Raw genomic sequence first — 24,066 nt, forward strand, 5'->3', positions numbered from 1 at the left:
TATAAAAGTAGGTAAGCGCTTTTTATTGTTTAACGATTAAAGAGTGATTTAAACGTTATTTAATCATTATATAGTCACTAAACCATAAATACCCAACAGTACAAAAACACTGGCTGCTATCGCTCTTACGGTATTTAATGGAATTCTTTTTAGTAACGCCTTACCGGCATAAATAACAGGGACATTAGCAATTAACATTCCTACTGTAGTACCCACCGTAACCCAAAGTACTGATTGATATTGTGCGCCGAGCAATACGGTTGCAATTTGTGTTTTGTCCCCAATTTCAGCAATAAAAAATAAGATTAAGGCCACTAAAAATGCACCATAGCGGTCGTATTTATGGCTCACTTCTTCATCTTTATCTGGAATAAGTAGCCACAGCCCTACCACAATAAAGCTTATATTGACTATCCAAGGTAAGTATTCGACGGCAAAGTTCCCGCTTAGCCAATCACCAAACCATGCAGATAAACCATGATTAATAATAGTAGCAGCGAGAATGCCTAAAATAAGTGCAATTTTATTATGAAAGCGAGCAGCTAATAGTAAAGATAAAAGCTGGGTTTTATCGCCTATTTCAGCAAGGGCAACAGTGACGGTAGAGGTTAAAAAAATATCCATTAATATAATCTTCAGGCGGGAATACTAAACCAAGGCAAGCAGCTATCTCCCGCCATGAGGATAGTGTCTACCTAGGTCTCGCCGATAACGCTTGCTACAACATTACAAACTTACCATGCACATGAGGTGCAATTATGTTGATAAGTTTACTCATTACTGAGCGGGCTACTCCCCTAAGAGGGCAGTGATTATTCCACAAAGTTTAAAGCAGGTAAATATATGCGGGTAACTTTTAAATTTAAAAGGTGGCTTTGTGGCGTTAGTGCACAAATAAACTTGCTTTTGGCTATCAAGTTAGCTGTAATAATAAACAGAAAGAAGTTGAACAATTTGAAATTATATGCACGTGTAAAGGAATTTAAATATGCAATCAACGGTCGTTAAATCAACAATGGCAACCATTCAAAATGGAGTTATGAAAGCGGACGGAAAGTTTTGGATTACGCAAACAGACTTAAATTTTGAACCTTTTAATGAAAAATTAGGGTTAGAACCATATACAATTGCCCGTGATACAATTTTAAAAGTGGTTGAATGTAAAGGCAAAGGCGCAGGCCTTGTTCCAATAACAGCTGATGCGATAGAGGTTTTCACGCAAGATGGCAGCTCGTATCAGTTTATACTCTCAAACCCCAGTGATTGGATAAATATATTGTCAAATCAAACTAGTGCTTAAAGTAACAAGAATGCCATCAATTAATAATTTTAAATGATGGCAAATAAGGCTTTCATTTAAGGTATAACTCCTAACATGCGGCAAAATGAAAGTACCTAAACTTTAAATACATTAACTTGCCCTTGTAGCATTGCCGCAAGCTGTGCAAGTTCTTGCGATGCCTGTGCATTTTGCTGTGAGCTTTCGCTAACCGACGTGATACTCGCGCTAAACTCATTAATATTACTGCTTAGCTCATTTGCGACCATTTTTTGCTCCTGTGTTGCGGTTGATATTTGAGTATTCATATCTGCAATTTCAGTAACTTCACGGTTAATTTCGCTGAGCACCTGCGAAGAATAATTAGCATGGTCAACACTCTCTTTAGCGCTGCTTTCTGCGTTACCCATGGCATTAACAGCTTGCTGAGCCATGCCTTGTAGTTTAGTGATCATTTCATTAATACTAGCGGTTGCCTTTTGAGTATTGTGGGCAAGTTGCCTTACCTCATCGGCTACAACGGCAAAACCACGACCAGAATCGCCAGCTCTTGCTGCTTCAATAGCTGCATTTAAAGCTAACAAGTTAGTTTGCTCAGCAACGCTTTGAATCATCATAACAACTTGGTTTATATCATTGGTTTGTGTGTTTAGATCTGTGATGAGCTGCGTATTTGTATTAACTAAAGCTGAGAGCGTATTTATTGACTCTATATTATCAGCAACAGCTTGTTGCCCTTGGCCTGCCTTAATGTCGGCACTTGTTGCCTTGTCGGAGGTTGTTTGCGCGTTTTGAGCAACTTGTTCTATTGCACTGCTCATTTGAGTAATTGCAGTTGCAATCATAGCCGATTGTTGCTCTTGCTGCGTTGCTGTACTGGCAACCTGAATACTAATAGAGTTCATTTCTTCAGCTGCAGAGGCAAGTGTCAGTGTTGCGCCTGCCATATCTTTTACTAAACCTTGGATCCGAAGTAGCATATCATTAAAGTTAGATGCGGTATCTGCAATCTCATCTTTGCCCTGAACCTCAGCACGAGCTGTTAAATCAGCATTGGTCGCAATGTGCGTTATGGTATCGCGTAATGACATTAATGGATTTTGTATCGAAGAATAAATAAAGTAAGCAACAATCAGTAACAGTAAAATCAATATCGCGATTGTCACACTCATTATCAATTTTATAAATTGATAATTCTCATCAGCTTTAACTTTAAAATCACTTGCTTCTTTAAGCTGTAAATCAATTAAAGCTTGGTAGCTGGCACTCAGCGGATCAAATAATTGGTAAAGCTCATAAACAAATTGCTTTTGTGGGATTAATAAAAACTCACCACTATTAATGCTTAAAATTAAATTATTTAAGTGCGTAAGCACGGGCTGTAGTTTGCTTTCAACGTTATCTACTAAGCGCTTTTCTTCAGCTGTTAGCTGTGTGCTCAGGTAGGCTTTCCATTCATTATCAGCCGTATTTCTAGCATCATTAATATTCGCTAAAAGCGCTGATTTGGTAATAGACTCAGCACGATACTTGTGAAGTAAGTCAACAATATTTACAGCGTAATTATCTGACACATGTTTAATTTGCTTAAGTGGTACGACACGGTCGTCGTATAAACTATCAATCCCTGCTACTAACCTTCCCATTGTGTTTATTGAAAAAAACGATGTAATTAAAAAAATCATAATTGGTAGCAATGCAAGCACGGCTAAACGGGTACGCACAGAATAATTGTTTAACATAGTTATCCAAAATTACAGCAATAATAAAAAAGTATAATATGGATAAAAAATTTTACTGAATTTTTATATGAAAATTATTCAGGGTTTATATTTCTTGCGCTTTAAGTTAATAACTCAAGTCTCATTTCAAAAAGCTTTTACTCGCATAATCCAATCAATCTTTATTATTGTTACTGCAGATAGGGGGTAGGTAATCTTGTCATTGTTTGCAACACGCCAAGCAAATTATGTGTGATTGAACTGCGCTTAGAGCGAGAAACAGACGGTCAGGTAAACTCGTTTTTGGACAGAAACGTGTCAGGGACTTTTCTAAATTAGCAACGCACAGATAGCAATACGTACGGCTGTGTTTATCAGACCTGTTTATTCAATAACTTTATCGAGTCCGTTCAAAAGTACCGTTCACATCACGCGTGTAACTTTCCCGTGTGCAATTCGTTATTAGCGCTTACATGGCAAGGCCTCTAGGTTAATACGACAGTGTAACCTAGAGTGCCGCCGCACCTGTTTTTAATGTGAAATGGTAGATACACCGGCAATTATTTTAATAAATACTCACCTTTTGCTTATTCGTAAAAGTGCTATGCGTTAAATTATGATTAAGCGGAACTAAGGCGACAGGTTAATTTTTTCAGCGCCGCAGATAGTTAAAAAATTTTGTTAGTATCAAAGAAACATAAAAAATGAAGGTAACCAGGCACGAGGCCTGGTTGAAAATCAACGATAGTAAAATGGCATGGATGCCACGTTCTAACCGCCAATCTTTTACGGCAATTTAAGATTACACTGCGGTTGGGGCACTATCAATATTAATGAGCACGCGAATGAAAATAGATATTCATTATAAAGTGAAAGTAGAAGGAAGGTTTTCTATTAATTTAATTTCCCTAATTTCTGTAGCCCAATTGGTTATAAGTTTAATAGGTTAATTGTTAGGTAGGGGGTATTGCAGGTCAAAGTGTGATACCCCATTATTTTAGCCGCTAAAATTAAAGTTTCACCGGTGAAACTCAGTTGTTGGATGAAGGTCTTGTGTTTGATTTTCTGCTATCAGTTAACAAATATAAAAATTAATTATTTATCATTATGTTTTCATTTTTTGACAATGCTAAAGGCGTGAACTATGAATACCTTTCAATTGATATTAAAAGGGAAATTCAAGGACTATGAAAATAAATTTAATTAATTGCCTGCTATCTGTAGTCATAGCAACTGGTGTAAGTAATATGAGTTATGCTGAGGAAGTTCCGCGCAGTCAACAAGTAATTACCTCCCTTCCTGTACTCACTAGTCAGAATGCTCCAGCTCCTGCCGAAATCAAAAACATCCGCATGGAGTCTGAATTAATGGCTCGAGCATCAGCTCCGCCGCTATCTTCAATGTGGGTATATGCTGTTGGTTCAACTGATTGTGGGTGGGAGTCCACTGTTGGTATGACAACAACTGCATGTGATCATGGGGGAGAGCAGCTGCGTACTGCTGTTTTAGAAATTGGTTATGGTTATAATCATATTGCTTGGATGAACGGTGGGTTACTTCCGAGTTCCACAATGTACTCAAGTACGCCTGTTTGTGTGACTGGTAGTAATTACACATGGCCTTGTACCGCTGGGCAAACTGTCGTGGGTTTCCTCAATGAATACAATGTCGATGGTCATCAAAACGGATTATTCAAATACCAAAATACTTCGACTAATTCGCCATGGAATACTATGTCAGTCCAGATCAGTATTCTTTGATTTATTAATGATGTAGGCCAGACATTCTGGCCTTTTTATATTTCTAAATACGAATGTTAACACCAGTACTTTTGTCTTGCATGATAGACATAGCTGATTCTAACATCTTCAAAGTAGTCTCGTCATTGCGTGACAGTGCGCCTTGGATGCCATCACGCGTTTTTTGAATGAAGTTATATCGTGTTTCATCACTGTGTGCACCTGCCAGTTCGCCTCCATTTACGGGTATTTTCATAGTCATAGCCATGAAAGGCCTGCCGTCATCGAGAGACATTTCTCCATTGCGGATTTGAGTGTTGGCCCAGTCCCGCATTTCTTGCCGGGTCATACTAGTGAAATCCGCCTGTTTTGTGCTGCTGTCAGTCTTATCATTGTCTGTTTGTGCTGCTGTTAATGCAGCCGAAAATGACGTTGAGGCCTCTGTTGAAGGCTTGGTACGCTGGTTCCCATTAAAATAATGTACGTTTGCATCAACTCGCATAGGTTCTTTTCCTTAGTATGATCGTATGAGTGATATTAACTGCAAAACCTGCGCCATAATTATACACTTATAGTCTTTTGAAAACGCCTTTAAAAAGTTTATTTAAATTAAGTTGTTGAAGGTAATTCATCGTAAAGTGAAAAGCTTAATACAGAGGTGTTGGACGGCAAAGGCTTTCCGGTAACTGGAATATTTACTAATAGGCTTGGCTCATAGGCCTTAAATTATTCAGGATAAAGCCTAATAAAAGAAGGTTTTGAAATAAGCAATATTAAAGTGAAATATTGGGATCGAGATTGATACAAAGATGAGGGATATAGAAATCAATATCCATTTCAATTTTTTGATTTCTTTTAAGTGATTTGCATTTTTAAGCGATTCATTTAGCCGCTGAATATTTAGTTCAACTTCGTGTACAGTCTCCTGAGAGACGAGCGCTAAATCTTTAATACTATCAACAGAGCTTTTTAAGTTTTTCTCTGTTGCTAGTATATGAGTATCAACGCTCTTAATTTCCAGTGATTTCTTCACATATTCAGATAAAGAAATACCTTCCTTTTGCGCCTCACTACTTAAAGACTCTTTTAATTTATCGTCAATTCGGATGCTTAGAATAGCCATTCTAAAATACCTCTGATGTATACGGGTGTAAACAAAGCGTATACGCCTATTTTTAAAGGCGCAACAGGTTATTTTAGATGAAAACTGTGTATGACAAAATGAGATAATAGGCACGCTGTCGAATGTATACAAATGAATCGCCCCGAGTTCATCGGAGACCAGTTTGTTTAAGTCAGGCCACTTTACCTGACTCGTTTAAATTATCATAGTAGTCTGTTTCATATTGAGCTGGTGAAATATACCCAATTGAAGATAATAAGCGTTGATTATTAAACCAATTGACCCACTCTAACGTTGCGTATTCAACAGCATCAACATTCTTCCACGGGCCATTTCTGCGAATAATCTCTGTTTTAAATAATCCATTTATTGTTTCAGCCAATGCATTGTCATAAGAGTCACCCACACTGCCTATAGACGCTTGAATTCCAGCTTCAGCAAGTCGCTCAGTGTATCGTATAGACAAATATTGGCTGCCTCTGTCGCTGTGGTGAATTAACCCTTCGGGGTTGCCACGATGCCAAATAGCTTGCTCTAACGCATCAAGAATAAGCTCTGTGTGCATTGTCGTTGATACACGCCAACCTACAATGTATCGTGAAAAAACATCTATCACGAAAGCGACATAAACAAACCCACTCCATGTGGCAACATAGGTGATGTCAGCTACCCAAAGTTGATTTGGCTGCTCAGCAGTAAATTGACGATTAACTAAATCAAGTGGCTTATCTTGTTGCTCGTCAGGTATCGTTGTCTTATGTGCTTTACCCCGACGAACACCTTGAATTCCCATAACTCGCATCAATCGTTCGACTGTACAGCGGGCGACTTGATGGTCGTCAAGCTGTAGCTGCTTCCATATTTTTCTTGCACCATAAACTGACATATTATCCTCCCACACTTCGCGAATGAGTATTATCAGCTCAGCATCACGCTTTTTGCGGTTAGACAGTCGCTCAGGCTCTCTTTGTATCTGTTTATGAGAATAATACGTTGATGGTGCAATCGGCAATTCCTTGCAAATTGACTCGACACCGTAATGCTCTCTGCAAGCATCAATAAAATCCACTATTACTTCTGTTTGCGGTCGAGCTCCGCTTGGGCGAAAAAAGCGGCAGCTTGCCTCAGGATATCATTCGTTCGCTTGAGCTCTTTATTCTCGCGCTCTAAGACGGCAAGGCGTTCTTCAGTTGATTGCGTATTAGAAGAGGGTTTAGACGGTTGAGCTTGAGATTTCTTGACCCATGCTCTAAGTGTTTCTGGGGTACATCCCAGTTTATCTGAAATCGATACTAGCGCAGCCCAAAGAGAAGGGTATTCATGCTGTTGTGTGGTAACAAGCCTAATTGCACGTTCACGAAATTCTGATGTATAGCGATTTGATTTTTTCATAGTTCCAGTTTCTCAAGTTATTGAGTCTCTGGCAAACACGGGGCGATTCAGTTTTGCAATTTTAAGAAACTATGACGGACATGATTTCAAAGTGACTTTGGTTGATAGCAATGGAGATAGAGTTGCTGGCGGATATAGCGTAGCAGTTTCCACTTCTATCTTTAATGCAGGCACTTATTATTGGGAAGTTGAAAATAAAACAACAACTGGATCTACTTATGGTGGAATTACTTATGAAGTAAGATCTGGTGGCTAGTTAAACTTTCTATTAACGACTCAGCCCTATGAGTCGTTAATAGAAAACAATCTAAAATAAAAGCTTAAGTTTTATAAAATTATGTCGATAAAAGAAAACGACATATGAAAAAGGATTTTTATGAAAATCAGCACCAATCTACTACCTACTCTATTTGAAAGTAAAATATCTATTTTTACAAACAGTGATGATGAAAAAATAAAAAGCTTTTCTACTAAAACAAGCGAAAGTGGCTTAAAAATTAATATAAACACAACTCACCTTGATCCTAAAGTTAAAGAAAAAAAAGACAATAATGCTTTTGATTCATCATTAATTGAGGGAAGTGCATATGAAAAAGTATTTAAAAAAGAAGAGCTCAACTTTTCTAATATGAGTATAAAAGAACTTCATAGTATTGTTAAAAATGTGAATGAAATGGAACGAGAATACACACAAAAATACGATAGTGATGAACCAGTTAGATTAGGTAAGTCAGGAAACCCCATAATATCCAAAAAAAGAGAAGATATGAATAGTTTAGAGTCTAAACTTAGGATCCTTTCTTATGGTGGAGGGGATGTAGATCCTGATAAAAAAATTAATGTTATGGAGTATTTTTCTAATAGTTCAGAGAAATTAGATGGACTTGCTAAAGAATATCCTGAACGTCAGACTTATCAAGTAAGAGCCTCTTACATGAAAGAAATAATTAATACGTTTGATAAATTTATATCAGACGATACTTTTGATTTATATCAAGAAAAGGCTGCTTTATTGTTAACCGACAAAAAGAAAGTCGATGTTTTTATTTGAAAAAAGCCTAGAACATAGCAAAACAGCTAACAGCTTATTGAACACCATTTTGGTGGTTTATAACACACCGAAACGGCGTATATTACATACCCTGATAATTTCACCAATAATTACCTTTGTAAACAAGTAATTAAAACAGCTAGGAATTAAGCATGTTATTTTGCCCCAAAACGGCGTTTAATAATGTTATTGGACAAAATTAGATTTCTACTTAAAACACAGGAATAAATTTAACTTTTTCAGTGTCCGGTTATCGCTCAAAGCCGACCTATAGAATAATTGCTTTAACACGTTTTGGGGCAAAGGCAGCTTGGGGGTTGCTGCCTATATTAAATTAACAATCCGTTTCTCTGGATATCTTAATTGCATCTTCAATTTCAATTCCGAGATATCTTATGGTGTTATCAATTTTTGTATGGCCAAGCAGTAACTGAACGGCCCTTATATTTTTGGTTCGAGCATAAACCAATGTCGCTTTGGTTCTTCGCATTGAGTGAGTTCCATATAGAGCAGAATCAAGCCCTAACTGCTCAGCCCAACTCCTGATAATAGACCTGTAATATGAATAGCTTATTGGTTGATTAGAGCGACGTAAACTCCGGAACAAATAATCTTTAGGTTGCAATTTAACTTCTTGAACCCAACGGCTAATACTTTGTTGTGTTCTCGGCGTTATCTCAAATTGAACTTCGATCCTTGTTTTCTTTTGTATCCATTGCACTCTCTCAAAAACTTGATCTTGGGTAGCGACATCTCGAACTTTTAAAGACAGTAAATCACATGATCTTAATTTACTATCTATAGCCAAATTGAGTAACGCTAATTGCATCAAGTTGTTTTTAATTTCGATTCGAGTGCGAATACGCCAAATCTCTTCAAGCTTGAAAGGACGTTTCACACCAGTCGCATTGTGATTTAGTTCTGGTTTCATAGTGACCTCCTATTTAAAAGTTACTATGAGGATAGCGAATGTATTACTGATTAGGGTTTGGGCAGTTATGAGTTAGAGTCGATGGGCGGTTCTGTGCCATGAGCAGACTGAAGATCTTTAATGTCTGAAATCAAGATTTGGGTGATGCCAATCATACTCATTGCTAGGTCACAAAAAGTGGAACGCCTAGTAAAGCTCGCATGGATAGTCGCCTGTTTGTATATTAGTTGGTTTTGTTTACTCTTATTTATGTTGATTGCACCACTTAAGCCTAATCGAAAATAGTAATTTGGTATTCTTCGCATGTTAAATTAGGTTGTGATTAATGGCTTTTATAACGGCCTGAGTGCGGTCTTTTACCTCTAATTTAGCAAGGATTTGTGACACATGATTACGAATAGTCCCCTCAGAGTTATCTAACTTTTTGGCAATCACTTTGTTCGACATGCCTAAAGACAAACACTGCAATACGGTTTGTTCTTTGCCTGTTAAGCAGAGCTGAGGGCTTAGTTGCTTTTTGAGTAGAAAATCAGTCACCGCACTTTGCAATACTCGCTCACCTGCAACGACCTGCTTGATAGCGCTAATGAGTTCTTCAAGTTCAATGTTTTTAAGTACATATCCACGAGCACCTAGATTAAGGGCTTTGACTAATACATCACAATCTTCAAATGTGGTGATGATTAGCACGGGGGTTTTATCACCCTTCTCGCGCATTTTTTGCAGCACCCCGAGCCCATCTAAATTCGGCATTCTCATATCGAGTAAAGCAATGTCAAAACTATGCTCAGCTAATAGTGCAAGCGCTTGCAAGCCATCTTCAGCTTGGGCTTCTATATTAATGGCGTTATCGAGGTTAAGTAAATTAGCGAGGCCTAAACGAACTAAGGTCTGATCTTCAACTAGTAGGCACTTTATCATGGCTTTTTTCTTCTAAATTTAGTGGTAGGGTCATGGTATTGATCAGTGTTTCTTGCTCAAGGTGTTGTGAAAATTCACCACCAAATTGTGCCATTCGCTCATTTAATCCTGCTAATCCGTTCCCTTGTTTTGGTAAATGGGTCTCTGGTTGATTGTGATACGCTTTTGCAATTAACAGCGGCTGTTGGCCAACGTGGGAGACATTTACATGCAAAGTAAAATGGTTTGCTTGGGTATGTTTAAGGGTGTTGCTGATCATCTCTTGGGTAAACCGCAATACACACAGGGCAAAGTCTTGCGGGAGCTGCTCTGTCTCCTTACTTAGTTGGAGATCACAGTGTAAATTAGGTGTTAGTTCGCAAATGGCCTCAAGAGCTTGCTTAAGTATCGTTTTGTCATTGCGCTGAGTGGAAACGATTTCGCGCACCTCTGCCAATACTTCTTGGCTAAGTTGGTGGCAAAGAGAGAGGGTTTCAACGGTGGCTTCATTTGCAGCTCTTTTAGCAAAATCTAAATTAATGCTGAGCGCGGTAAGCTTATGGCCGAGTGAATCATGGAGCTCGCGTGATATATTTTGTCGCTCTTGCGCTGCATGCATCGCCCCCATCATGTGTTGGGTGGCTTTTAACTCTTTATAGTTTTGTCGGGATTGGTAATGTGTATTTAAACTTTCGACAATCCGGCGACTGACAAACCAATTCATCAAGCAAAAGAAAAACCAAATTGTAAACGTGATCCAAGGAATGCCATTTTCCCAGCGCGCATAATGCGTTAAACCATACACCAGCATGGCGGCCACAACACAAGCCAGTATCTTAGGAAGCGAAAAATGAGGACTAAAAACCGCGGTAAACATCACTAGGTGGATAAAAACTAAGGATGTTGAACTCAGTTGTATCATTGCCAAAATAAGCAAGAAATAGCCAAGCGCTACGCCGTGAACAAATTTGTTGGGTTGTTTTAACACATACAGCAAAATAGCTAAAATGGAACCACTTACTATGATTTGCAAATATAGTGCTAATTCTGAGTTGGCATAATAGGCACACGCCGATGTCACCCCAAGCCACGATGCCAATGTTGAAAAATGCCAATCGGTTGTATGTCGTATAGTTGATTCCATTACTGTGGCCATATTTTTTTAGCAATTATTGCAGAACTCACGTTGTAAAAACAGTGACATCTGTCATAGCTCGGGCTATGAGCTTTGTGACTAGTGCCATGAAACCTCATTCATTTATGCTTGATTAATAAAAGTTAGTTGGGCACATTAATGAATAAAGACAGTCGATTACACTACATTGATAATTTACGCAGCCTCGCGCTATTGCTCGGCATCGTATTTCATGCCGCTTTAGCCTACAGTCCGTTCTTTAGCAATATTTGGTTTACGGCAGACCCAAGCACACATGGTCTATTTGATTATATTACGCATACGCTGCACTTATTTCGTATGCCGTTATTTTTTATTATTGCAGGGTTTTGCAGTGCACTTTTAATAGATAAATCGAGCAACGCGCGCTTTTTACATCATCGCAGTAAACATATTCTACTGCCTTTTATTGTATTTTTACCGTTAAGCTTTGCCGTTTACTACCATGCCTTGAGTTTTGGAGCCGGTATAGCTAATCCAATACCGCCGATTTTTGCTGTGTTTAAAGTTATTAAAGAGCCTGTTGTTAGCACTATGCACTTATGGTTTTTGTGGAACTTATTCCAGTTTTGCTTAATTCACTGGTTGTTGAAAACAACTAACTTATTAGGCAATAAATTCGATGCGCTTAGCGCTCACCCTTTATTTATGTGGGTTGTACTTCCCATCGTGTTAACGTTTTCTTTAATGGGGCAATCTATTCCATTTCCTGCTCCTGATAAACTCACGCCACAGTTATGGTCGTATGGTTTTTACGGCAGTTTTTATTGGTTGGGAGTGGGGCTTAATAAAAAACAGCAACTCATTTGGTCATATAATAAGTACTTATGGCCTCTTATTTTGGGTGTTGCACTATCACTGACTGCTTATTTTTCTTTATTACCAGCCGCGCCAAGCTTAGATGAAGTGATTGCCGCCGCAACTACTGGGTATTTTGCCGCAGCGGGAGAGCTACATGTATTGCATGTTTTATCACAAGGACTGAGTGTTATTTTGTTAACCGCCATAACGTTTTTACTTGGGCATCGTTTTTTAAATCACCAAAGTAAGCTCAGTCGCAGCATCTCAAATGCATCATATTGGATTTATTTAATACATGTGCCAGTGCTGATTTATATTCAGATGCCATTAATTAATACTAGTTGGCCAGTTTTAGTAAAGTTTATAGTTAGCGTGGTTGTTACATTACTTATAGGTCAAATAAGTTATTTATTATTAGTTAAAAATACGTGGTTGGGCGCACTACTTAACGGTAGGCAAACCAAGAGAAAGGTAATACAGTCAGCTTAAATATCGTCACTTGGTAATGACTTAAAAGCACCACATAAAGGAATACTATTATGCATGCAATAACAATCAAATCGACCATCGCCACGATTCAACAAGGGGCAATCAAAGCCGACGGCAAATTTTGGCTAACCAACACCGATATTCATTTTGCGCCGTTGAATGCACAATTTGGGTTAGGGCCTTATATGTTTGCACGGTGTGAAATTGTAAAAGTGAGTAAGTGCTCTGGTAAAGTTGCGGGTATTTTGCCTTATACACATGATGCAATTGAAATCGTATTAAAAGATGGTAATAAATATCAATTCATTGTCTCGAATCCAATTGAATGGATTAAATTAATTAACCAATAGTTTAAAGTACAAACGCTGGTAGTCCATAAAAGTAACTATTGTTTTAATGTACCTAATAATGCACGATAAAACATGTCACTATTTTATTGGGCATATAGTAAGCACATGGATTTGATAAAAACGCTTTTGCTTAAGCTCCGTTTAGGTAAAAAAGCCGAACCCCTCATCGTTTTAGGGAAAAAACTATCAAACAACAATAACGTGGTAGTTAAGTCGCTTGAGTTATATTGGTTTTCGCCTGAAGCATATTTCGACGATATCAGTGAGTTTGAGAAAGACAATTGTTTTATTGAATCTGTTGATGATATAACCCCTGTTGATGCATTGGTGAGAGCGCTGAGTAGTGCAAATGCCGTTGTTTGTGTTATTAATCGCTCTGAGCCTTCCTTTACTTGTTTTGCCACTATTACAAAAGCTCGTGCCCATTCGTTTTGAAAAAGCCGACGAGGATCAAATCTTGACTTCAGATATCAAAACTTTTGATTGACTGCTTCGCTCAAAGTCGACCTATAGAGTTATTACGTTAACTCATTTTGGGGCAGAAACGAGTTTGGACTTCTCAGCTTTTACTAGATACAAGCTTATAATCTTAAAGCACAAAACGGAAGTAAACTTCCGGTTTTAAAGCCTGTATTGCTATATTTCGAAAGCAAACTTCCGTTTCTATGGCTTCAAAGGTCGTTTTCGGAAATATACACCTGTTTTCTTGATAGTGTTAACCTAGATTGCTAAATGAGCAACTTTTCAAGGGCTTTTTTGAGCGATAACCGGTCATTGAAATTGGATAAATGTAATTGCTTATTGAGCAAACTTTAGGTGTAATGGATACATAGTTAACGCTGAGCAATGTAGGGAAATAAGTAAGCTGATTTAGCTAAAACCTCTAAAAGCAAACTCCCATAGCTTAAACAACACCTATCCTGACACATCGAACAGATAGCGACTCAGCCCAACAAGCGATTATGCAACACAAATTGCGTATCGTATAAATACTAAAATGTTAGTAGTTAAGGAAAGGTATGAAGTTTTCCCATAGATTTGGTTTTGACCCAGAGTATAAAAATGAACCAATTAGCGAAGAAGCGCCAAATTGGTTGAAAAGCCTTTTCTTTATTAATGTTTTGGAGCCTCTCCTTTATATTGATGGTGATAGCCGTCAAAAGAATGAAGAATCAAAACCGCTGGGAGTTAAAGACTTAATTGAAAGGTTATGTGCAGAAAATGGGCACGAAACTGACTCCGAAGATTTTGACTCATGGACATGTTGGGATGCATTGAAATGCAGACTTATGAATCTCGAATGGTATCAATTTTATGACTTTGTTGAAATTACAGCGATAAAGATTAAAGAACAGGAAATAGAGTACAGCTCAGCATGGGAAAACTCGCGATTCGAATCATTTATGTTTCCGTCATATAGGCAAAAGGTAAATGATTTATTTTCGCAGCATAAAATTCAGTGGAAATTGAATGATGCTGGTAAATTAGAGACCTCACTTCCCAAAGATCTTGAAACAAGAGTATCAGCTATAGACTCTACTTTGCAGGATAAATTTGAACCCGCAAGAGTCCATTATTCCAAAGCTCGATCTTATATATTGAGCCCAAGTAAGGATCCTGAGAATTCAATTAAAGAGTCCGTAAGTGCAGTTGAGAGTGTTTGTAAAACTATCTATCCCAAATGCGCTACACTAGGTGACGCACTAAAGGCAATGAAAAGGGAGCAACTTATTTCTCCTATGCTTGTAACAGTTTTTGAGAAGTTTTATGCATATACAAATGCTGAACCAGCGGTAAGGCATGGTAGTAATAAAATGTCAGGCGTTGGCGAGATGGATGCAGAATTAGCGTTACATATGTCAGCTGCATTTATAAGAACGATAATTTCTAGAAAGTCGTAATTGACTGCTAATAAGAAATTAAATAAGGACAAAAAATTGTGCGTATCTAACTTCCGCTCATGGCACTTTTGCGAAGCTCAGCTGTGATCGATAATCGGACAGTTAGAATTTAAATGTCTGAAGTCAAGATTTTACCCGTTTGGCTTTAAAAACTAATATATGGACCGCAGGGACTGTACTATTACACTGTTATGCACACCTCAATCAAAGTAGCGAGATAACTCAAATATGCTAGATATCACAACCACGAACATAACTACAATTATCGCAGCATCTGCTGCGGTAGTCGCTGCTGTTTCAGCATGCTTTAGTTACTTCCTTTCTAAACGTATATACGATGAGATTAAGTCGGATGAAACCTTAATAGCAGGACGCTTGCATCAGGTGGGGCTTTCTGAAAAAGCTCATAATGACCCCTTAGTACGTACAGCACTTTTCAATAAATCTGCTCGAAAAGTATTTGTAACAACCGTAAAAGTATATGATCAAGATAATCAGCAAATTCCAGTAACGTGGTCAAACTCAATTTCTAAGGACGGAAATATTGAAGATCCAACTGGGTTGCTTGGGATCGTAAATACAGAGAATCTGTATATTAGGAGAAACGATGGTTCCGAATTTAGAGATGTATCAGTAAAAATTACTCACTCATTTTCCCCTAATGAATTAGTTCTAAAGTTCGATCCTTATCAAGGGTGGTGGCAATAATGCATAACAAGCGTGTCAATTCGACGCATTTAAGTTTCGCTCCTGCACGGGAGTTACCAGCGTCCGCTGTTGGCACAAACCAGAAATAGCCTACGCATTAATTCTATATTTATACATTAAGGCTTCTTCAGGCTTAATGTAATTCATTTTAATCATTCAACTATTTACCTAAATCTAAACCTACTTAAATTTAAGGCGAGACTTTAGTTAATAAATCTCGATTTAAGTGCCATACCTCGATTAAAACTCAAACAATTCTCAAGCTGCCGCGAATTCTCAATTTAAGTGGCGCTGGCCAAAAAAAATGCAAAAAAATCAATTTTTATAAAAAACCAATTGATAACTATTTTCGTTTAGATTAGTATAAACCTACTAAATGAAATTGAGAGTTGTTTGTATTCATGTATATTTGTCTTTGTCACGGTGTGACCGATAAAAAAATTGAGCAAACCATCGACGATGGTGCTACTACCATGCGCGAGCTAACTAAAGAGCTTAAAGTGGGCAGCCAATGCGGTAAGTGTTGTTGTTGTACTAAAAAGATCCTCAATCGTAAACTGATTCAAATTGCAGATATAACCGATCAAGTGGCTTAAGAGTAATCTATATAATTACCCCTATCTAAACGAATTGGTTTAACATTTAAAAATTAAACATAAAAAAAGCAGCCTTAGCTGCTTTTTTTGTATTTATAACTTTAACTTACAGTTGCGATTGTAAGTAGTTTTCAAGCCCAGTGTTTTTGATCAACAGTTGTTGTGTTTCGAGCCAATCAATTTGTTCTTCTTGCTCATTTAAAATGTTGTCGAGCGCTTCACGGCTAATGTAATCTTTCTTACTTTCAGCGAGTTTAATGGCAGCACGTAGCTCGTCTACGGTATCAAGTTCAAAGCTCATGTTAGCGGCAATCATTTCTTCGCTGTTTTCGCCTATACGTAAACGTCCTAAATCTTGAAGATTAGGTAAGCCTTCTAAAAATAAAATACGCTCAATTAAACGGTCGGCGTTTTTCATTTTTTGTATCGATACTTTGTAATCAGCTTTGTCTAGTTTACTAAAACCAAAATCTTTAAACATACGTGCATGTAAAAAGTATTGGTTAATACCCACAAGCTCATTAGCAAGTACTTTATTTAGTGCTGCAATAACGTCTTTATCGCCTTTCATAATATAAGTCCTTATTCGCCCATTTGAGCTTGGTGATAGTTTTGAGTGCCAATTTTGTCAATCAGACCCAATTGTTGCTCTAACCAGTAGACGTGATCTTCTTCGGTATCAAATAATAGCTTTTCTAGAATTTCACGTGATTGATAATCTTGCTGTTGTTCACAGATGGCAATAACTTCTTTAACACACTCAACCACTTCAAGTTCTAAGGTTAAGTCGTTTTGCATCATGCTTTTTACATCGTCACCAATTAACAGATCACGACGTTTGGTCATGTTTGGTACGCCTTCTAAAAAAAGAATACGCTTGATTAGCCAGTCAGCGTGGTCTTTTTCTTCTTCCATTTCATGGTTAAGACGCTCATAAAGTTTGTTTAAGCCCCAATCATCGTACATACGAGAATGAATAAAATACTGGTCAATAGCAGCTAATTCGTTAGCTAACAATGTATTGAAGGCGTCGATTACTTTTTGATTACCTTTCATAGCGCTTATCCTAAAAATTCTAATTGTGGCTAGTCTAGTATATAGGCACAGAATTGCAAGTAATTTACTTATAAATCATATGGTTAATATTGAGTTTGATTCTTGTTTAAGTTTGCATTGCTGGCTGACAAATGGACAAGTTGTTATTTGTATTTTAGATCAGCAAGTTACATTTTTTATAACATAAAAAGGCATACTTACTAAGGTTATTAAGTAAAGTATTGCAGCTATTCTAAGTGTTGAGGTTGTTCTTTTACGCTTTATTACTTCGAATTCTGGGATGAATACAGTAAAACTGAAATATTTACACAACTGAGTTTTTTCACTCAATTTATTTTGTAGCCACTCTCGTAATCTAATTATTGCTATTGTAGCGGGGTGATGTCTTTGCACCCAGCTCACGGCTCTGTAATTAATGAAGTAAGAAAGGCTAAGGAGCAGGGAAGTGGACATTTATTGTTTACACAAATATCCGTGAAAAAAGCAGATAAAGCTGAAAACTTAATGCTGCCTCTTGCAGCAGCAACTATCAGTACTCTTTAATTTAATTAATTTGTGATAATACTTATCTATCGTATTTTTGTAGCGGTTTAAATAAAAACCGCTGAGAAGTCTATCTAATATAAGTAAACCTACTTAGAGCTTTAATGTAATCATTTTGGTTATTGAAAACAGTGATTAGTAACACTCGATTACACAGTGCTCAATTGCAAATTCATCATGTAAATAATGTTTAATGGCGTTAAGCTCAATAAGGGTATCTGTTTGCATCACAATTTCACAGTGTGTGGTGTTATCGTCGAGTTGCCATGCTTTTATTGATTTTATTTGAGTAATGGCAAACTGTTGCAGTAACTTTTTACTGATAAGTTGCTGGTCAAAACCAATGGGGGCTGCCTGCATTAAAATGCTGCAGCTGGCTTTAAGTAATAATACGCCGTGATAAATAACATACAGTGATATCAATATCGTCGCTATTAAATCAACTACATACCACTGGTATAAAATAATTAAAGTACCGGCAATAATAACCACAATAGAGGCCATGGCATCAGACACATTATGAATAAACGCCGCCTTTATATTCATGTTGTTTTTAGCGCCGGCTTTAAAGGTTAATAATGCAGTGACTAAATCAATGAATAGCGCTACTGCAGCAACCCACACAATGATCCAGCCATTGATAGGTTGAGGGTTTAAATAACTACTTATGGCCTCAAAAATTAAATAACCACCGATGACTATTAACGTGGTGCTATTAAAAAGAGTTGCTAGAATTTCTGCACGTTTGTAGCCAAAATGGTGGGTTGTATCAGCTTGCTTATTGCCAATTTTTCGAGCAACGAGGGCAATAAAAATTGAGGCCGCATCACTTAGGTTATGTAATGCATCGGCAATTAATGAAAGACTGCCGGAAAATACGCCGCCAACAACTTGCACTGCAGTCAGTAAAACATTTATAAATACGGCAAGAGTGAGCTGTTTATCACTTTGGTTATCATCAACGTGACTGTGTGAATGACCATGACCCATTTTAGTTAAACTTCCTCATTGCTTTACTGTGTACTCATAATGACAACTTTTTGCCATATATAAAAGCGTTGTTTTAATTTGTTTTTTTAATGCCCTAATGAATAAATTGAAATAAGCTCATGAACGTTACTTATTGAATATAAAACGATATGCTAGGGTATAAATAAATGTATTAATGGCTTAAATTATCATAATTAGTTAAGCACTTTTTATATTAAATTAGATGCTTACCAGGCATAAAAGTAGTTTTTTAAGGGTCAATAACAATGAACACAGCAATAGAAATTCGCGATGCAAAGCCAAGTGATGCAAAAACAATTCTACACTTTATCAATGAGCTTGCTATTTACGAAAAAGAACCTGATGCAGTTAAAACCGATGAGCAAGCCATTTTAAACACCCTGTTTTGTGAAGGCGCAACGGCGCACAGTTTAATATGTTTACAAGATGATGAGCCAATAGGCTTTGCAGTATATTTTCACAACTACTCGACTTGGTTAGGTAAAAATGGTCTTTATCTAGAAGATTTATACGTGAGCCCAGATAGCCGCGGAAATGGCGCTGGTAAAGCCATTATGAAAGAACTGGCAAACAGAGCAATCAATAAAGACTGTGGTCGCTTTGAATGGGTGGTACTTGATTGGAATAAACCCGCGATTGATTTTTATAATAGTATGGGCGCTGAGCCACAAAATGAATGGATTATATATCGTTTAACGGGTCAGGCATTAATTGATTTTGCAAATAAAGATTAGTGCCGAATATGGCCAGTAATACGCTTAGTTTTTGCTAAGCTAAGCGCTACCTAATTTACAAGAGCATTTTATGGGTGATCAGCACTGGCAAAAAGCACGTCAAAGTCGTGATGCGCGTTTCGATGGGCTTTTTTATGTAGCCGTTAAAAGTACCGGTATTTATTGCAGGCCAATTTGCCCTGCGCCCACAGCTCACGAAAAAAATGTAGTCTACTATCAGTTTGCGCACTCTGCCGCGCAAGCTGGTTTCAGGCCTTGTATTCGTTGTCGGCCCGATAGTGCACCAGGAAGTGCGGCTTGGCAGGGAACAAAAACAACGGCTCTACGAGCCAAGCAATTAATTGATCAGGATAATCAGCACGACTGCGAAAAGCTCGCCACGCGTTTAGGAATAAGCAGCCGTTATTTAAGGCGATTATTTTCTCAATATTTTGGCATTTCTATCACGCAATATCGATTGTTTAACCAATGTCATTTTGCAAAAAAATTGATTCAAGAAACTAGCTTACCGCTTACCGAGATAGCGTTTGCCTCAGGCTTTAAAAGTGTTAGGCGTTTTAATGATGCTTTTTTAAAACAACTTAATATTGCGCCCTCAGCGCTCAGAACCGCCAAGCACCCAGCTGATATTGGGCTCACCTTAATTTTGCCTTTTCGTCCGCCGTATAACTGGCAGGCATTGCATGGGTTTTTAGCAAAACGATTAATTCAGCCAATAGAGTGGTTAACGCCAACCAGTTATGGGCGTACTTTTACTTATAAATCGTGTAGAGGGCGTTTTGATGCTGAGTTTGTTGCAGATAAACATCATTTTCGGGTGCAAATTGATATAGATAATACGCAATATTTACATCCAGTTATTAACAACATTCGCCGTATACTTGATTTAGATGCAGATACTTATTTAATTGAGGCGCATTTAAGCGAACACATTAATAATGCATTTCCACTTACTAAAGGCTTAAGGTTACCGGGTATTTGGTCAAGTTTTGAGGCGGGAGTTAGGGCTGTACTTGGGCAACAAGTCAGTGTAGCAGCGGCGCACAACCTAGTGACTAATTTAGTAACACAGCTTGGTGAAAAGCAACACCAACAGGTCTATTTTCCTGAGCCTGAAGTGTTAGCACACAGTGATTTTGCATTCTTTAAAATGCCACAGGCGCGTAAAAATGCATTGCATAACCTCGCTGAATTTTGTGCCGTGAATCCAGATTGTGATGACTTAGATCAATGGCTTAGTTTAAAAGGGATTGGCCCATGGACGGTTAATTATGCAAAGTTACGCGGCCAAAGCCAGCCCGATATTTTACTCGATGGTGATTTAGGGGTTAAAAAAGCCCAAGCGGCAGTACGTTCTTTTGAACCTAAGAACTGCGCACCATTTCGATCTTACTTAACTTTTCAACTTTGGCAGCAATTATGATAGTGCAAACCAGTTTACCCAGCCCGATTGATGACATTATTATTCAGGCAACTGAAAAAGGTATTAGTTATGTGGGGTTTTATCCACCGGCCAGTTATATCAGTACGCCTTTAAACGAGATAAATAATTCGCATGTTTTATCTTGTGTGGCGCAGCTTAATGAGTACTTTGCTCATTCGCGTACCGAGTTTGATTTAGAACTCGATACTGGCGGTACGCCATTTCAGCAAAGTGTATGGCAAGCATTGTGTAGCGTACCCTATGGAAAAGTGGCGACTTATAAAGATATTGCCGAGCAGTTAAACAACCCTAAAGCTGTGAGAGCGGTAGGGGCTGCAAATGGAAAAAACCCAATCAGTATTATTGTGCCGTGTCATCGTATTATTGGCGCAAATAAAAAACTAACTGGTTATGCAGGTGGTTTAGAGCGCAAGCAATGGTTACTAGAGCATGAAGCAAAATAAATAGCTAAATAACGTATCCAAATTTGTATTCTGAGCACTTTAAGGTAGCATAAGCGCACTTTTTATTTGAAGGCACGACAATGGCGCAATTATACTTTTACTACTCTGCAATGAATGCAGGTAAATCAACCACCTTACTACAATCTGCATTCAATTATAAAGAACGTGGTATGGAGCCGGTGATCCTCACGGCGGCTATCGATGATAGAGCCGGAGTGGGTAAAGTATCCTCACGTATTGGCTTGCAAGCAGATGCGCATATTTATGATGCAGATATAGATGTTTTTGCGCTTATTCAAGCTCTTAATGCAGATAAAAAACGCCATTGTGTGCTGGTAGATGAATGTCAGTTTTTATCAAAAGACCAAGTTATGCAGTTAACCGATGTGGTTGATGAGTTAGGAATACCCGTATTGTGTTACGGATTGCGCAACGACTTTAGAGGGGAGCTGTTTATAGGGTCACAGTATTTACTTGCTTGGGCTGATAAGCTAATTGAGCTTAAAACGGTGTGTCATTGTGGGCGTAAAGCAAATCACGTATTACGTACCGATGAAAATGGTGAGGCTATTGCCGATGGTAAGCAAGTAGAAATTGGCGGCAACGACCGTTATGAGTCGGTGTGCCGCAAACATTATAAAGCCGCGTTAAATATGGGCCGTTAAGGCTTTAATAAAGGTATCTATATCCGCTTGGGTAATACCTAAATGGGTTACTAGCCTAAGTTGCTTACTTGGGCTAATAAGAATGCCTTGTGCTTTTAAATCGGCTGCTAGCTTTGTGATGTTTATGCTGTTATCAAACGTAGCGTAAACCATATTTGTGGTATTACTCATATTTACTTCAAAGCCTGAAATTTCACTTAACTGCTGTGCTAAATAACGCGCATTAGCGTGATCATCGACTAAACGTTGAGTGTTATTTTCTAACGCATATTGCCCCGCAGCAGCTAACATACCCGCTTGGCGCATACCGCCGCCAAGCACTTTACGCCAGCGTCTTGCTTTAGCGATTAACTGCTCAGAACCTAATAATAATGAGCCAACAGGTGCACCTAAGCCTTTTGATAAACAAATAGAGACTGAATCAAAGTGTTTGGTGATTTCTTTAATATCAAGGTTAAGCTCGGCTGCGGCATTAAATGCTCGCGCGCCATCTAAATGCAGTGCTAAGTTATGTTGATCAACAAATTCACGTGCTTTAATTAAATAATCAATACCCAGTACTTTGCCACCTATGGTGTTTTCAAGGCTCAGTAATCGCGTTTTCGCAAAGTGGCTATCATCGGGTTTTATTGCAGCAGCAATTTTAGTAAAACATAGGCTACCATCGGCTTCATTTTCAATAGGTTGTGGTTGAATAGAGCCTAAAACGGCAGCGCCACCGCCTTCAAACTTGTAGTTATGAGCACTTTGCCCACAAATATACTCATCACCTCGCTCACAATGCGCCATTAATGCCAATAAGTTTGCTTGCGTGCCGGAGCTACAAAATAATGCATCGGCCACATTAAAACGCAATCTAGCATAGGCTTCCAATTGGTTAACGCTTTCATCATCACCGTATACATCATCGCCAACCGGGGCATGATACATAATATCTCGCATTTTATTGCAAGGCTTGGTCACTGTGTCTGAGCGAAAATCTATCATGAGTGGTCCTTATGGTTGTTATATGAATTCTTCACAAATTTGTTCACGGGTCGTTTTATCAAAATAACTCCACGCAATAAAGCGACTGACTTTTTGCCCTTGTGCCATTTCAACGATTTTATAGTCGCAAATAGGGAGCTGTTTTAGCTGTGTTTGTAAAGCAGCAAGGGTCTCTTTTTTAGAAACCAACGAGGTGAACCAGATCACTTGCTCACTGAACTGAGCGCTTTCTTTGATCATGTTAGAAATAAAGGTCAGCTCGCCGCCTTCACACCATAACTCATTACTTTGGCCACCAAAGTTGAGGGCGTTACTGGGGGCTTTACCTAAGTTTTTCCATTTACGCTCACTGCCTTTATTGGCTTCTTCTGCGCTGGCATGAAATGGCGGGTTACACATCGTTAGGTGATATAAATCTTTCGCATTAACCACCCCTTTAAAAATATGCTCGGGATTTTTTTGTTGTTTAAGCGTTATTTTTAAATCATTAAACTGAGCGAGCTGCTTGGCTATTTTTATTGCTGCTAAATCGATGTCGCTGCCAGTAAAGTGCCATTGGTATTCGCTATTGCCCGTTAGCGGGTAAACTAAGTTAGCGCCAGTGCCTATATCAAGCACTTTAATTTGTCGGCCAGTGGGAATAACCTGCTGATTATCTTCGCTGAGTAAGTCAGCTAAGTAATGAATATAGTCAACTCTTCCTGGAATAGGTGGGCATAAGTTGTGCTTAGGTATGTCCCAAAAGTTAATGTTGTAATGACTTTTTAATAGCGCCTGATTCAAGGTTTTTACAGCTAAGTTATTACTAAAATCAATACTTTGATTGCCTGCTGGCGTCGTAATTAAAAAAGCAGTTAACGAAGGGGTTTGCGAGGTAAGCAAATTAAAATCGTAACCATTTTTGTGTTGATTGCGCGGATGTAATTTAGAACGAGTTGATTTTGCTTTCATGAGGCTTTTTTAACAACAGGAATAAAAGCCAATAGTAACAAATACAGACAGAAAAAGTGCATAATTTTCCCTTTGGC

General features: G+C 38.2%; 27 protein-coding genes, 1 riboswitch and 1 other annotated feature. Of the genes, 14 read left to right on the forward strand and 13 right to left on the reverse strand.

Features of this window, described 5'->3' with window-relative positions:
- Positions 1-66: 66 nt before the first annotated feature.
- Entirely contained in the window at positions 67-624 is a 558-nt protein-coding gene (locus tag PSM_RS16890) for a TMEM165/GDT1 family protein (RefSeq protein ID WP_013463089.1), read from the reverse strand.
- An 83-nt stretch (positions 625-707) separates the two neighbouring features.
- Positions 708-810, reverse strand: a riboswitch (yybP-ykoY riboswitch).
- A gap of 178 nt (positions 811-988) precedes the next feature.
- Between PSM_RS16890 and PSM_RS16895 the strand changes: the two genes are divergently transcribed.
- Positions 989-1,300, forward strand: a complete 312-nt coding sequence (locus tag PSM_RS16895) for a hypothetical protein (protein WP_013463090.1) — start codon at positions 989-991, stop codon at positions 1,298-1,300.
- A gap of 95 nt (positions 1,301-1,395) precedes the next feature.
- On the opposite strand, the gene PSM_RS16900 is transcribed toward PSM_RS16895, so the two are convergent.
- Entirely contained in the window at positions 1,396-3,021 is a 1,626-nt protein-coding gene (locus PSM_RS16900) for a methyl-accepting chemotaxis protein (protein ID WP_013463091.1), read from the reverse strand.
- Positions 3,022-4,187: 1,166 nt separating this feature from the next.
- On the opposite strand from PSM_RS16900, the gene PSM_RS16905 reads away from it, so the two are divergent.
- Positions 4,188-4,760, forward strand: coding sequence for a YolA family protein (locus PSM_RS16905; protein ID WP_013463092.1), 573 nt, complete (start codon positions 4,188-4,190; stop codon positions 4,758-4,760).
- A gap of 43 nt (positions 4,761-4,803) precedes the next feature.
- Here the strand turns inward: PSM_RS16905 and PSM_RS16910 are convergent, their stop codons facing one another.
- From PSM_RS16910 to PSM_RS16920, 3 genes are all read right to left on the reverse strand, one after another.
- Entirely contained in the window at positions 4,804-5,241 is a 438-nt protein-coding gene (locus PSM_RS16910; protein WP_013463093.1) for a hypothetical protein, read from the reverse strand.
- Between the two features lie 240 nt (positions 5,242-5,481).
- Entirely contained in the window at positions 5,482-5,862 is a 381-nt protein-coding gene (locus PSM_RS16915; protein WP_024606317.1) for a hypothetical protein, read from the reverse strand.
- Positions 5,863-6,034: 172 nt separating this feature from the next.
- Positions 6,035-7,254 (reverse strand): IS3 family transposase gene (locus PSM_RS16920; RefSeq protein ID WP_236613520.1). Its coding sequence is split into 2 segments (ribosomal slippage): positions 6,035-6,966 and positions 6,966-7,254, totalling 1,221 coding nucleotides; the frame shifts between segments, so codons are not numbered across the junction.
- Positions 6,860-6,976, reverse strand: a sequence feature (AL1L pseudoknot). (Overlaps the previous gene by 117 nt.)
- A gap of 376 nt (positions 7,255-7,630) precedes the next feature.
- Here PSM_RS16920 and PSM_RS16930 point away from each other — a divergent pair.
- Positions 7,631-8,305, forward strand: a complete 675-nt coding sequence (locus tag PSM_RS16930) for a hypothetical protein (protein WP_013463096.1) — start codon at positions 7,631-7,633, stop codon at positions 8,303-8,305.
- Positions 8,306-8,639: 334 nt separating this feature from the next.
- Here the strand turns inward: PSM_RS16930 and PSM_RS16935 are convergent, their stop codons facing one another.
- The 3 genes from PSM_RS16935 to PSM_RS16945 all read right to left on the reverse strand — a co-directional run bounded on the left by PSM_RS16935 (position 8,640) and on the right by PSM_RS16945 (position 11,280).
- On the reverse strand, positions 8,640-9,236 hold the full coding sequence (locus PSM_RS16935) for a tyrosine-type recombinase/integrase (protein ID WP_013463098.1): 597 nt from the start codon (positions 9,234-9,236) through the stop codon (positions 8,640-8,642).
- Positions 9,237-9,542: 306 nt separating this feature from the next.
- Complete coding sequence (locus PSM_RS16940; RefSeq protein ID WP_013463099.1) at positions 9,543-10,157, reverse strand: response regulator; 615 nt, start codon at positions 10,155-10,157, stop codon at positions 9,543-9,545.
- On the reverse strand, positions 10,135-11,280 hold the full coding sequence (locus PSM_RS16945; RefSeq protein WP_013463100.1) for a sensor histidine kinase: 1,146 nt from the start codon (positions 11,278-11,280) through the stop codon (positions 10,135-10,137). The genes PSM_RS16940 and PSM_RS16945 overlap by 23 nt, the downstream gene beginning before the upstream one ends.
- 150 nt (positions 11,281-11,430) lie before the next feature.
- On the opposite strand from PSM_RS16945, the gene PSM_RS16950 reads away from it, so the two are divergent.
- From PSM_RS16950 to PSM_RS16975, 6 genes are all read left to right on the forward strand, one after another.
- Positions 11,431-12,600: an acyltransferase family protein gene (locus tag PSM_RS16950; protein ID WP_041695990.1), complete on the forward strand. Its 1,170-nt coding sequence runs from the start codon at positions 11,431-11,433 to the stop codon at positions 12,598-12,600.
- 50 nt (positions 12,601-12,650) lie between these two features.
- Positions 12,651-12,950 carry a hypothetical protein gene (locus tag PSM_RS16955; protein WP_013463102.1) on the forward strand — a complete coding sequence of 100 codons (300 nt, stop codon included), beginning with the start codon at positions 12,651-12,653 and terminating at the stop codon, positions 12,948-12,950.
- A 105-nt stretch (positions 12,951-13,055) separates the two neighbouring features.
- The gene (locus PSM_RS16960; RefSeq protein WP_147154729.1) at positions 13,056-13,385 is read left to right on the forward strand and encodes a hypothetical protein; all 330 of its coding nucleotides are present in this window, start codon (positions 13,056-13,058) and stop codon (positions 13,383-13,385) included.
- Between the two features lie 584 nt (positions 13,386-13,969).
- Entirely contained in the window at positions 13,970-14,851 is an 882-nt protein-coding gene (locus PSM_RS16965) for an AbiJ-NTD4 domain-containing protein (RefSeq protein WP_013463104.1), read from the forward strand.
- A gap of 228 nt (positions 14,852-15,079) precedes the next feature.
- On the forward strand, positions 15,080-15,559 hold the full coding sequence (locus PSM_RS16970) for a hypothetical protein (protein WP_013463105.1): 480 nt from the start codon (positions 15,080-15,082) through the stop codon (positions 15,557-15,559).
- 401 nt (positions 15,560-15,960) lie between these two features.
- Entirely contained in the window at positions 15,961-16,155 is a 195-nt protein-coding gene (locus PSM_RS16975) for a (2Fe-2S)-binding protein (RefSeq protein ID WP_013463106.1), read from the forward strand.
- 106 nt (positions 16,156-16,261) lie between these two features.
- Here the strand turns inward: PSM_RS16975 and bfr (PSM_RS16980) are convergent, their stop codons facing one another.
- Together bfr (PSM_RS16980) and bfr (PSM_RS16985) are read right to left on the reverse strand one after the other, a co-directional pair.
- A complete protein-coding gene (bfr, locus tag PSM_RS16980; protein WP_008112262.1) occupies positions 16,262-16,726 on the reverse strand; it encodes a bacterioferritin in 465 nt (154 codons plus the stop codon).
- Between the two features lie 11 nt (positions 16,727-16,737).
- Complete coding sequence (gene bfr, locus PSM_RS16985; protein ID WP_013463107.1) at positions 16,738-17,211, reverse strand: bacterioferritin; 474 nt, start codon at positions 17,209-17,211, stop codon at positions 16,738-16,740.
- A gap of 381 nt (positions 17,212-17,592) precedes the next feature.
- On the opposite strand from bfr (PSM_RS16985), the gene PSM_RS18670 reads away from it, so the two are divergent.
- Complete coding sequence (locus PSM_RS18670; RefSeq protein WP_013463108.1) at positions 17,593-17,754, forward strand: hypothetical protein; 162 nt, start codon at positions 17,593-17,595, stop codon at positions 17,752-17,754.
- Positions 17,755-17,889: 135 nt separating this feature from the next.
- Here the strand turns inward: PSM_RS18670 and PSM_RS16990 are convergent, their stop codons facing one another.
- Positions 17,890-18,744: a cation diffusion facilitator family transporter gene (locus PSM_RS16990; RefSeq protein ID WP_013463109.1), complete on the reverse strand. Its 855-nt coding sequence runs from the start codon at positions 18,742-18,744 to the stop codon at positions 17,890-17,892.
- Between the two features lie 266 nt (positions 18,745-19,010).
- Here PSM_RS16990 and PSM_RS16995 point away from each other — a divergent pair, with 266 nt between their 5' ends.
- The 4 genes from PSM_RS16995 (at position 19,011) to PSM_RS17010 (ending at position 22,051) form a co-directional block, all read left to right on the forward strand.
- Positions 19,011-19,499 carry a GNAT family N-acetyltransferase gene (locus tag PSM_RS16995; protein ID WP_013463110.1) on the forward strand — a complete coding sequence of 163 codons (489 nt, stop codon included), beginning with the start codon at positions 19,011-19,013 and terminating at the stop codon, positions 19,497-19,499.
- 70 nt (positions 19,500-19,569) lie between these two features.
- Positions 19,570-20,922, forward strand: a complete 1,353-nt coding sequence (locus tag PSM_RS17000) for a DNA-3-methyladenine glycosylase 2 family protein (protein WP_013463111.1) — start codon at positions 19,570-19,572, stop codon at positions 20,920-20,922.
- Positions 20,919-21,386 (forward strand): methylated-DNA--[protein]-cysteine S-methyltransferase, encoded by a 468-nt coding sequence (locus PSM_RS17005; protein WP_013463112.1) that lies wholly within the window; start codon positions 20,919-20,921, stop codon positions 21,384-21,386. Before PSM_RS17000 ends, PSM_RS17005 begins: the two co-directional genes overlap by 4 nt.
- A gap of 80 nt (positions 21,387-21,466) precedes the next feature.
- A complete protein-coding gene (locus PSM_RS17010) occupies positions 21,467-22,051 on the forward strand; it encodes a thymidine kinase (RefSeq protein ID WP_013463113.1) in 585 nt (194 codons plus the stop codon).
- Here PSM_RS17010 and ltaE read toward each other — a convergent pair.
- A complete protein-coding gene (gene ltaE, locus PSM_RS17015; RefSeq protein WP_013463114.1) occupies positions 22,034-23,038 on the reverse strand; it encodes a low-specificity L-threonine aldolase in 1,005 nt (334 codons plus the stop codon). The genes PSM_RS17010 and ltaE overlap by 18 nt on opposite strands.
- Before the next feature lie 18 nt (positions 23,039-23,056).
- Positions 23,057-23,989, reverse strand: a complete 933-nt coding sequence (gene rlmF, locus PSM_RS17020) for a 23S rRNA (adenine(1618)-N(6))-methyltransferase RlmF (RefSeq protein WP_013463115.1) — start codon at positions 23,987-23,989, stop codon at positions 23,057-23,059.
- Between the last annotated feature and the right edge of the window lie 77 nt (positions 23,990-24,066).

The sequence above is a fragment of the Pseudoalteromonas sp. SM9913 genome (genome assembly GCF_000184065.1).
GTDB lineage: Bacteria > Pseudomonadota > Gammaproteobacteria > Enterobacterales > Alteromonadaceae > Pseudoalteromonas > Pseudoalteromonas tetraodonis.

What these genes read in the sequence shown, in the direction of transcription:
- PSM_RS16955 (WP_013463102.1), top strand. Translation starts at nt 12,651, where the DNA reads ATGCATGCAATAACAATCAAATCGACCATCGCCACGATTCAACAAGGG.
- PSM_RS18670 (WP_013463108.1), top strand. Translation starts at nt 17,593, where the DNA reads ATGTCTTTGCACCCAGCTCACGGCTCTGTAATTAATGAAGTAAGAAAG.
- PSM_RS17010 (WP_013463113.1), top strand. Translation starts at nt 21,467, where the DNA reads ATGGCGCAATTATACTTTTACTACTCTGCAATGAATGCAGGTAAATCA.
- PSM_RS16990 (WP_013463109.1), bottom strand. Translation starts at nt 18,744, where the DNA reads ATGGGTCATGGTCATTCACACAGTCACGTTGATGATAACCAAAGTGAT.
- PSM_RS16950 (WP_041695990.1), top strand. Translation starts at nt 11,431, where the DNA reads ATGAATAAAGACAGTCGATTACACTACATTGATAATTTACGCAGCCTC.
- PSM_RS16930 (WP_013463096.1), top strand. Translation starts at nt 7,631, where the DNA reads ATGAAAATCAGCACCAATCTACTACCTACTCTATTTGAAAGTAAAATA.
- PSM_RS17005 (WP_013463112.1), top strand. Translation starts at nt 20,919, where the DNA reads ATGATAGTGCAAACCAGTTTACCCAGCCCGATTGATGACATTATTATT.
- PSM_RS16975 (WP_013463106.1), top strand. Translation starts at nt 15,961, where the DNA reads ATGTATATTTGTCTTTGTCACGGTGTGACCGATAAAAAAATTGAGCAA.
- PSM_RS16965 (WP_013463104.1), top strand. Translation starts at nt 13,970, where the DNA reads ATGAAGTTTTCCCATAGATTTGGTTTTGACCCAGAGTATAAAAATGAA.
- bfr (WP_008112262.1), bottom strand. Translation starts at nt 16,726, where the DNA reads ATGAAAGGCGATAAAGACGTTATTGCAGCACTAAATAAAGTACTTGCT.
- PSM_RS16935 (WP_013463098.1), bottom strand. Translation starts at nt 9,236, where the DNA reads ATGAAACCAGAACTAAATCACAATGCGACTGGTGTGAAACGTCCTTTC.
- PSM_RS16945 (WP_013463100.1), bottom strand. Translation starts at nt 11,280, where the DNA reads ATGGAATCAACTATACGACATACAACCGATTGGCATTTTTCAACATTG.
- PSM_RS16905 (WP_013463092.1), top strand. Translation starts at nt 4,188, where the DNA reads ATGAAAATAAATTTAATTAATTGCCTGCTATCTGTAGTCATAGCAACT.
- PSM_RS16960 (WP_147154729.1), top strand. Translation starts at nt 13,056, where the DNA reads ATGGATTTGATAAAAACGCTTTTGCTTAAGCTCCGTTTAGGTAAAAAA.
- PSM_RS16915 (WP_024606317.1), bottom strand. Translation starts at nt 5,862, where the DNA reads ATGGCTATTCTAAGCATCCGAATTGACGATAAATTAAAAGAGTCTTTA.
- PSM_RS16890 (WP_013463089.1), bottom strand. Translation starts at nt 624, where the DNA reads ATGGATATTTTTTTAACCTCTACCGTCACTGTTGCCCTTGCTGAAATA.
- PSM_RS16940 (WP_013463099.1), bottom strand. Translation starts at nt 10,157, where the DNA reads ATGATAAAGTGCCTACTAGTTGAAGATCAGACCTTAGTTCGTTTAGGC.
- PSM_RS16895 (WP_013463090.1), top strand. Translation starts at nt 989, where the DNA reads ATGCAATCAACGGTCGTTAAATCAACAATGGCAACCATTCAAAATGGA.
- bfr (WP_013463107.1), bottom strand. Translation starts at nt 17,211, where the DNA reads ATGAAAGGTAATCAAAAAGTAATCGACGCCTTCAATACATTGTTAGCT.
- ltaE (WP_013463114.1), bottom strand. Translation starts at nt 23,038, where the DNA reads ATGATAGATTTTCGCTCAGACACAGTGACCAAGCCTTGCAATAAAATG.
- PSM_RS17000 (WP_013463111.1), top strand. Translation starts at nt 19,570, where the DNA reads ATGGGTGATCAGCACTGGCAAAAAGCACGTCAAAGTCGTGATGCGCGT.
- PSM_RS16910 (WP_013463093.1), bottom strand. Translation starts at nt 5,241, where the DNA reads ATGCGAGTTGATGCAAACGTACATTATTTTAATGGGAACCAGCGTACC.
- PSM_RS16970 (WP_013463105.1), top strand. Translation starts at nt 15,080, where the DNA reads ATGCTAGATATCACAACCACGAACATAACTACAATTATCGCAGCATCT.
- PSM_RS16995 (WP_013463110.1), top strand. Translation starts at nt 19,011, where the DNA reads ATGAACACAGCAATAGAAATTCGCGATGCAAAGCCAAGTGATGCAAAA.
- PSM_RS16900 (WP_013463091.1), bottom strand. Translation starts at nt 3,021, where the DNA reads ATGTTAAACAATTATTCTGTGCGTACCCGTTTAGCCGTGCTTGCATTG.
- rlmF (WP_013463115.1), bottom strand. Translation starts at nt 23,989, where the DNA reads ATGAAAGCAAAATCAACTCGTTCTAAATTACATCCGCGCAATCAACAC.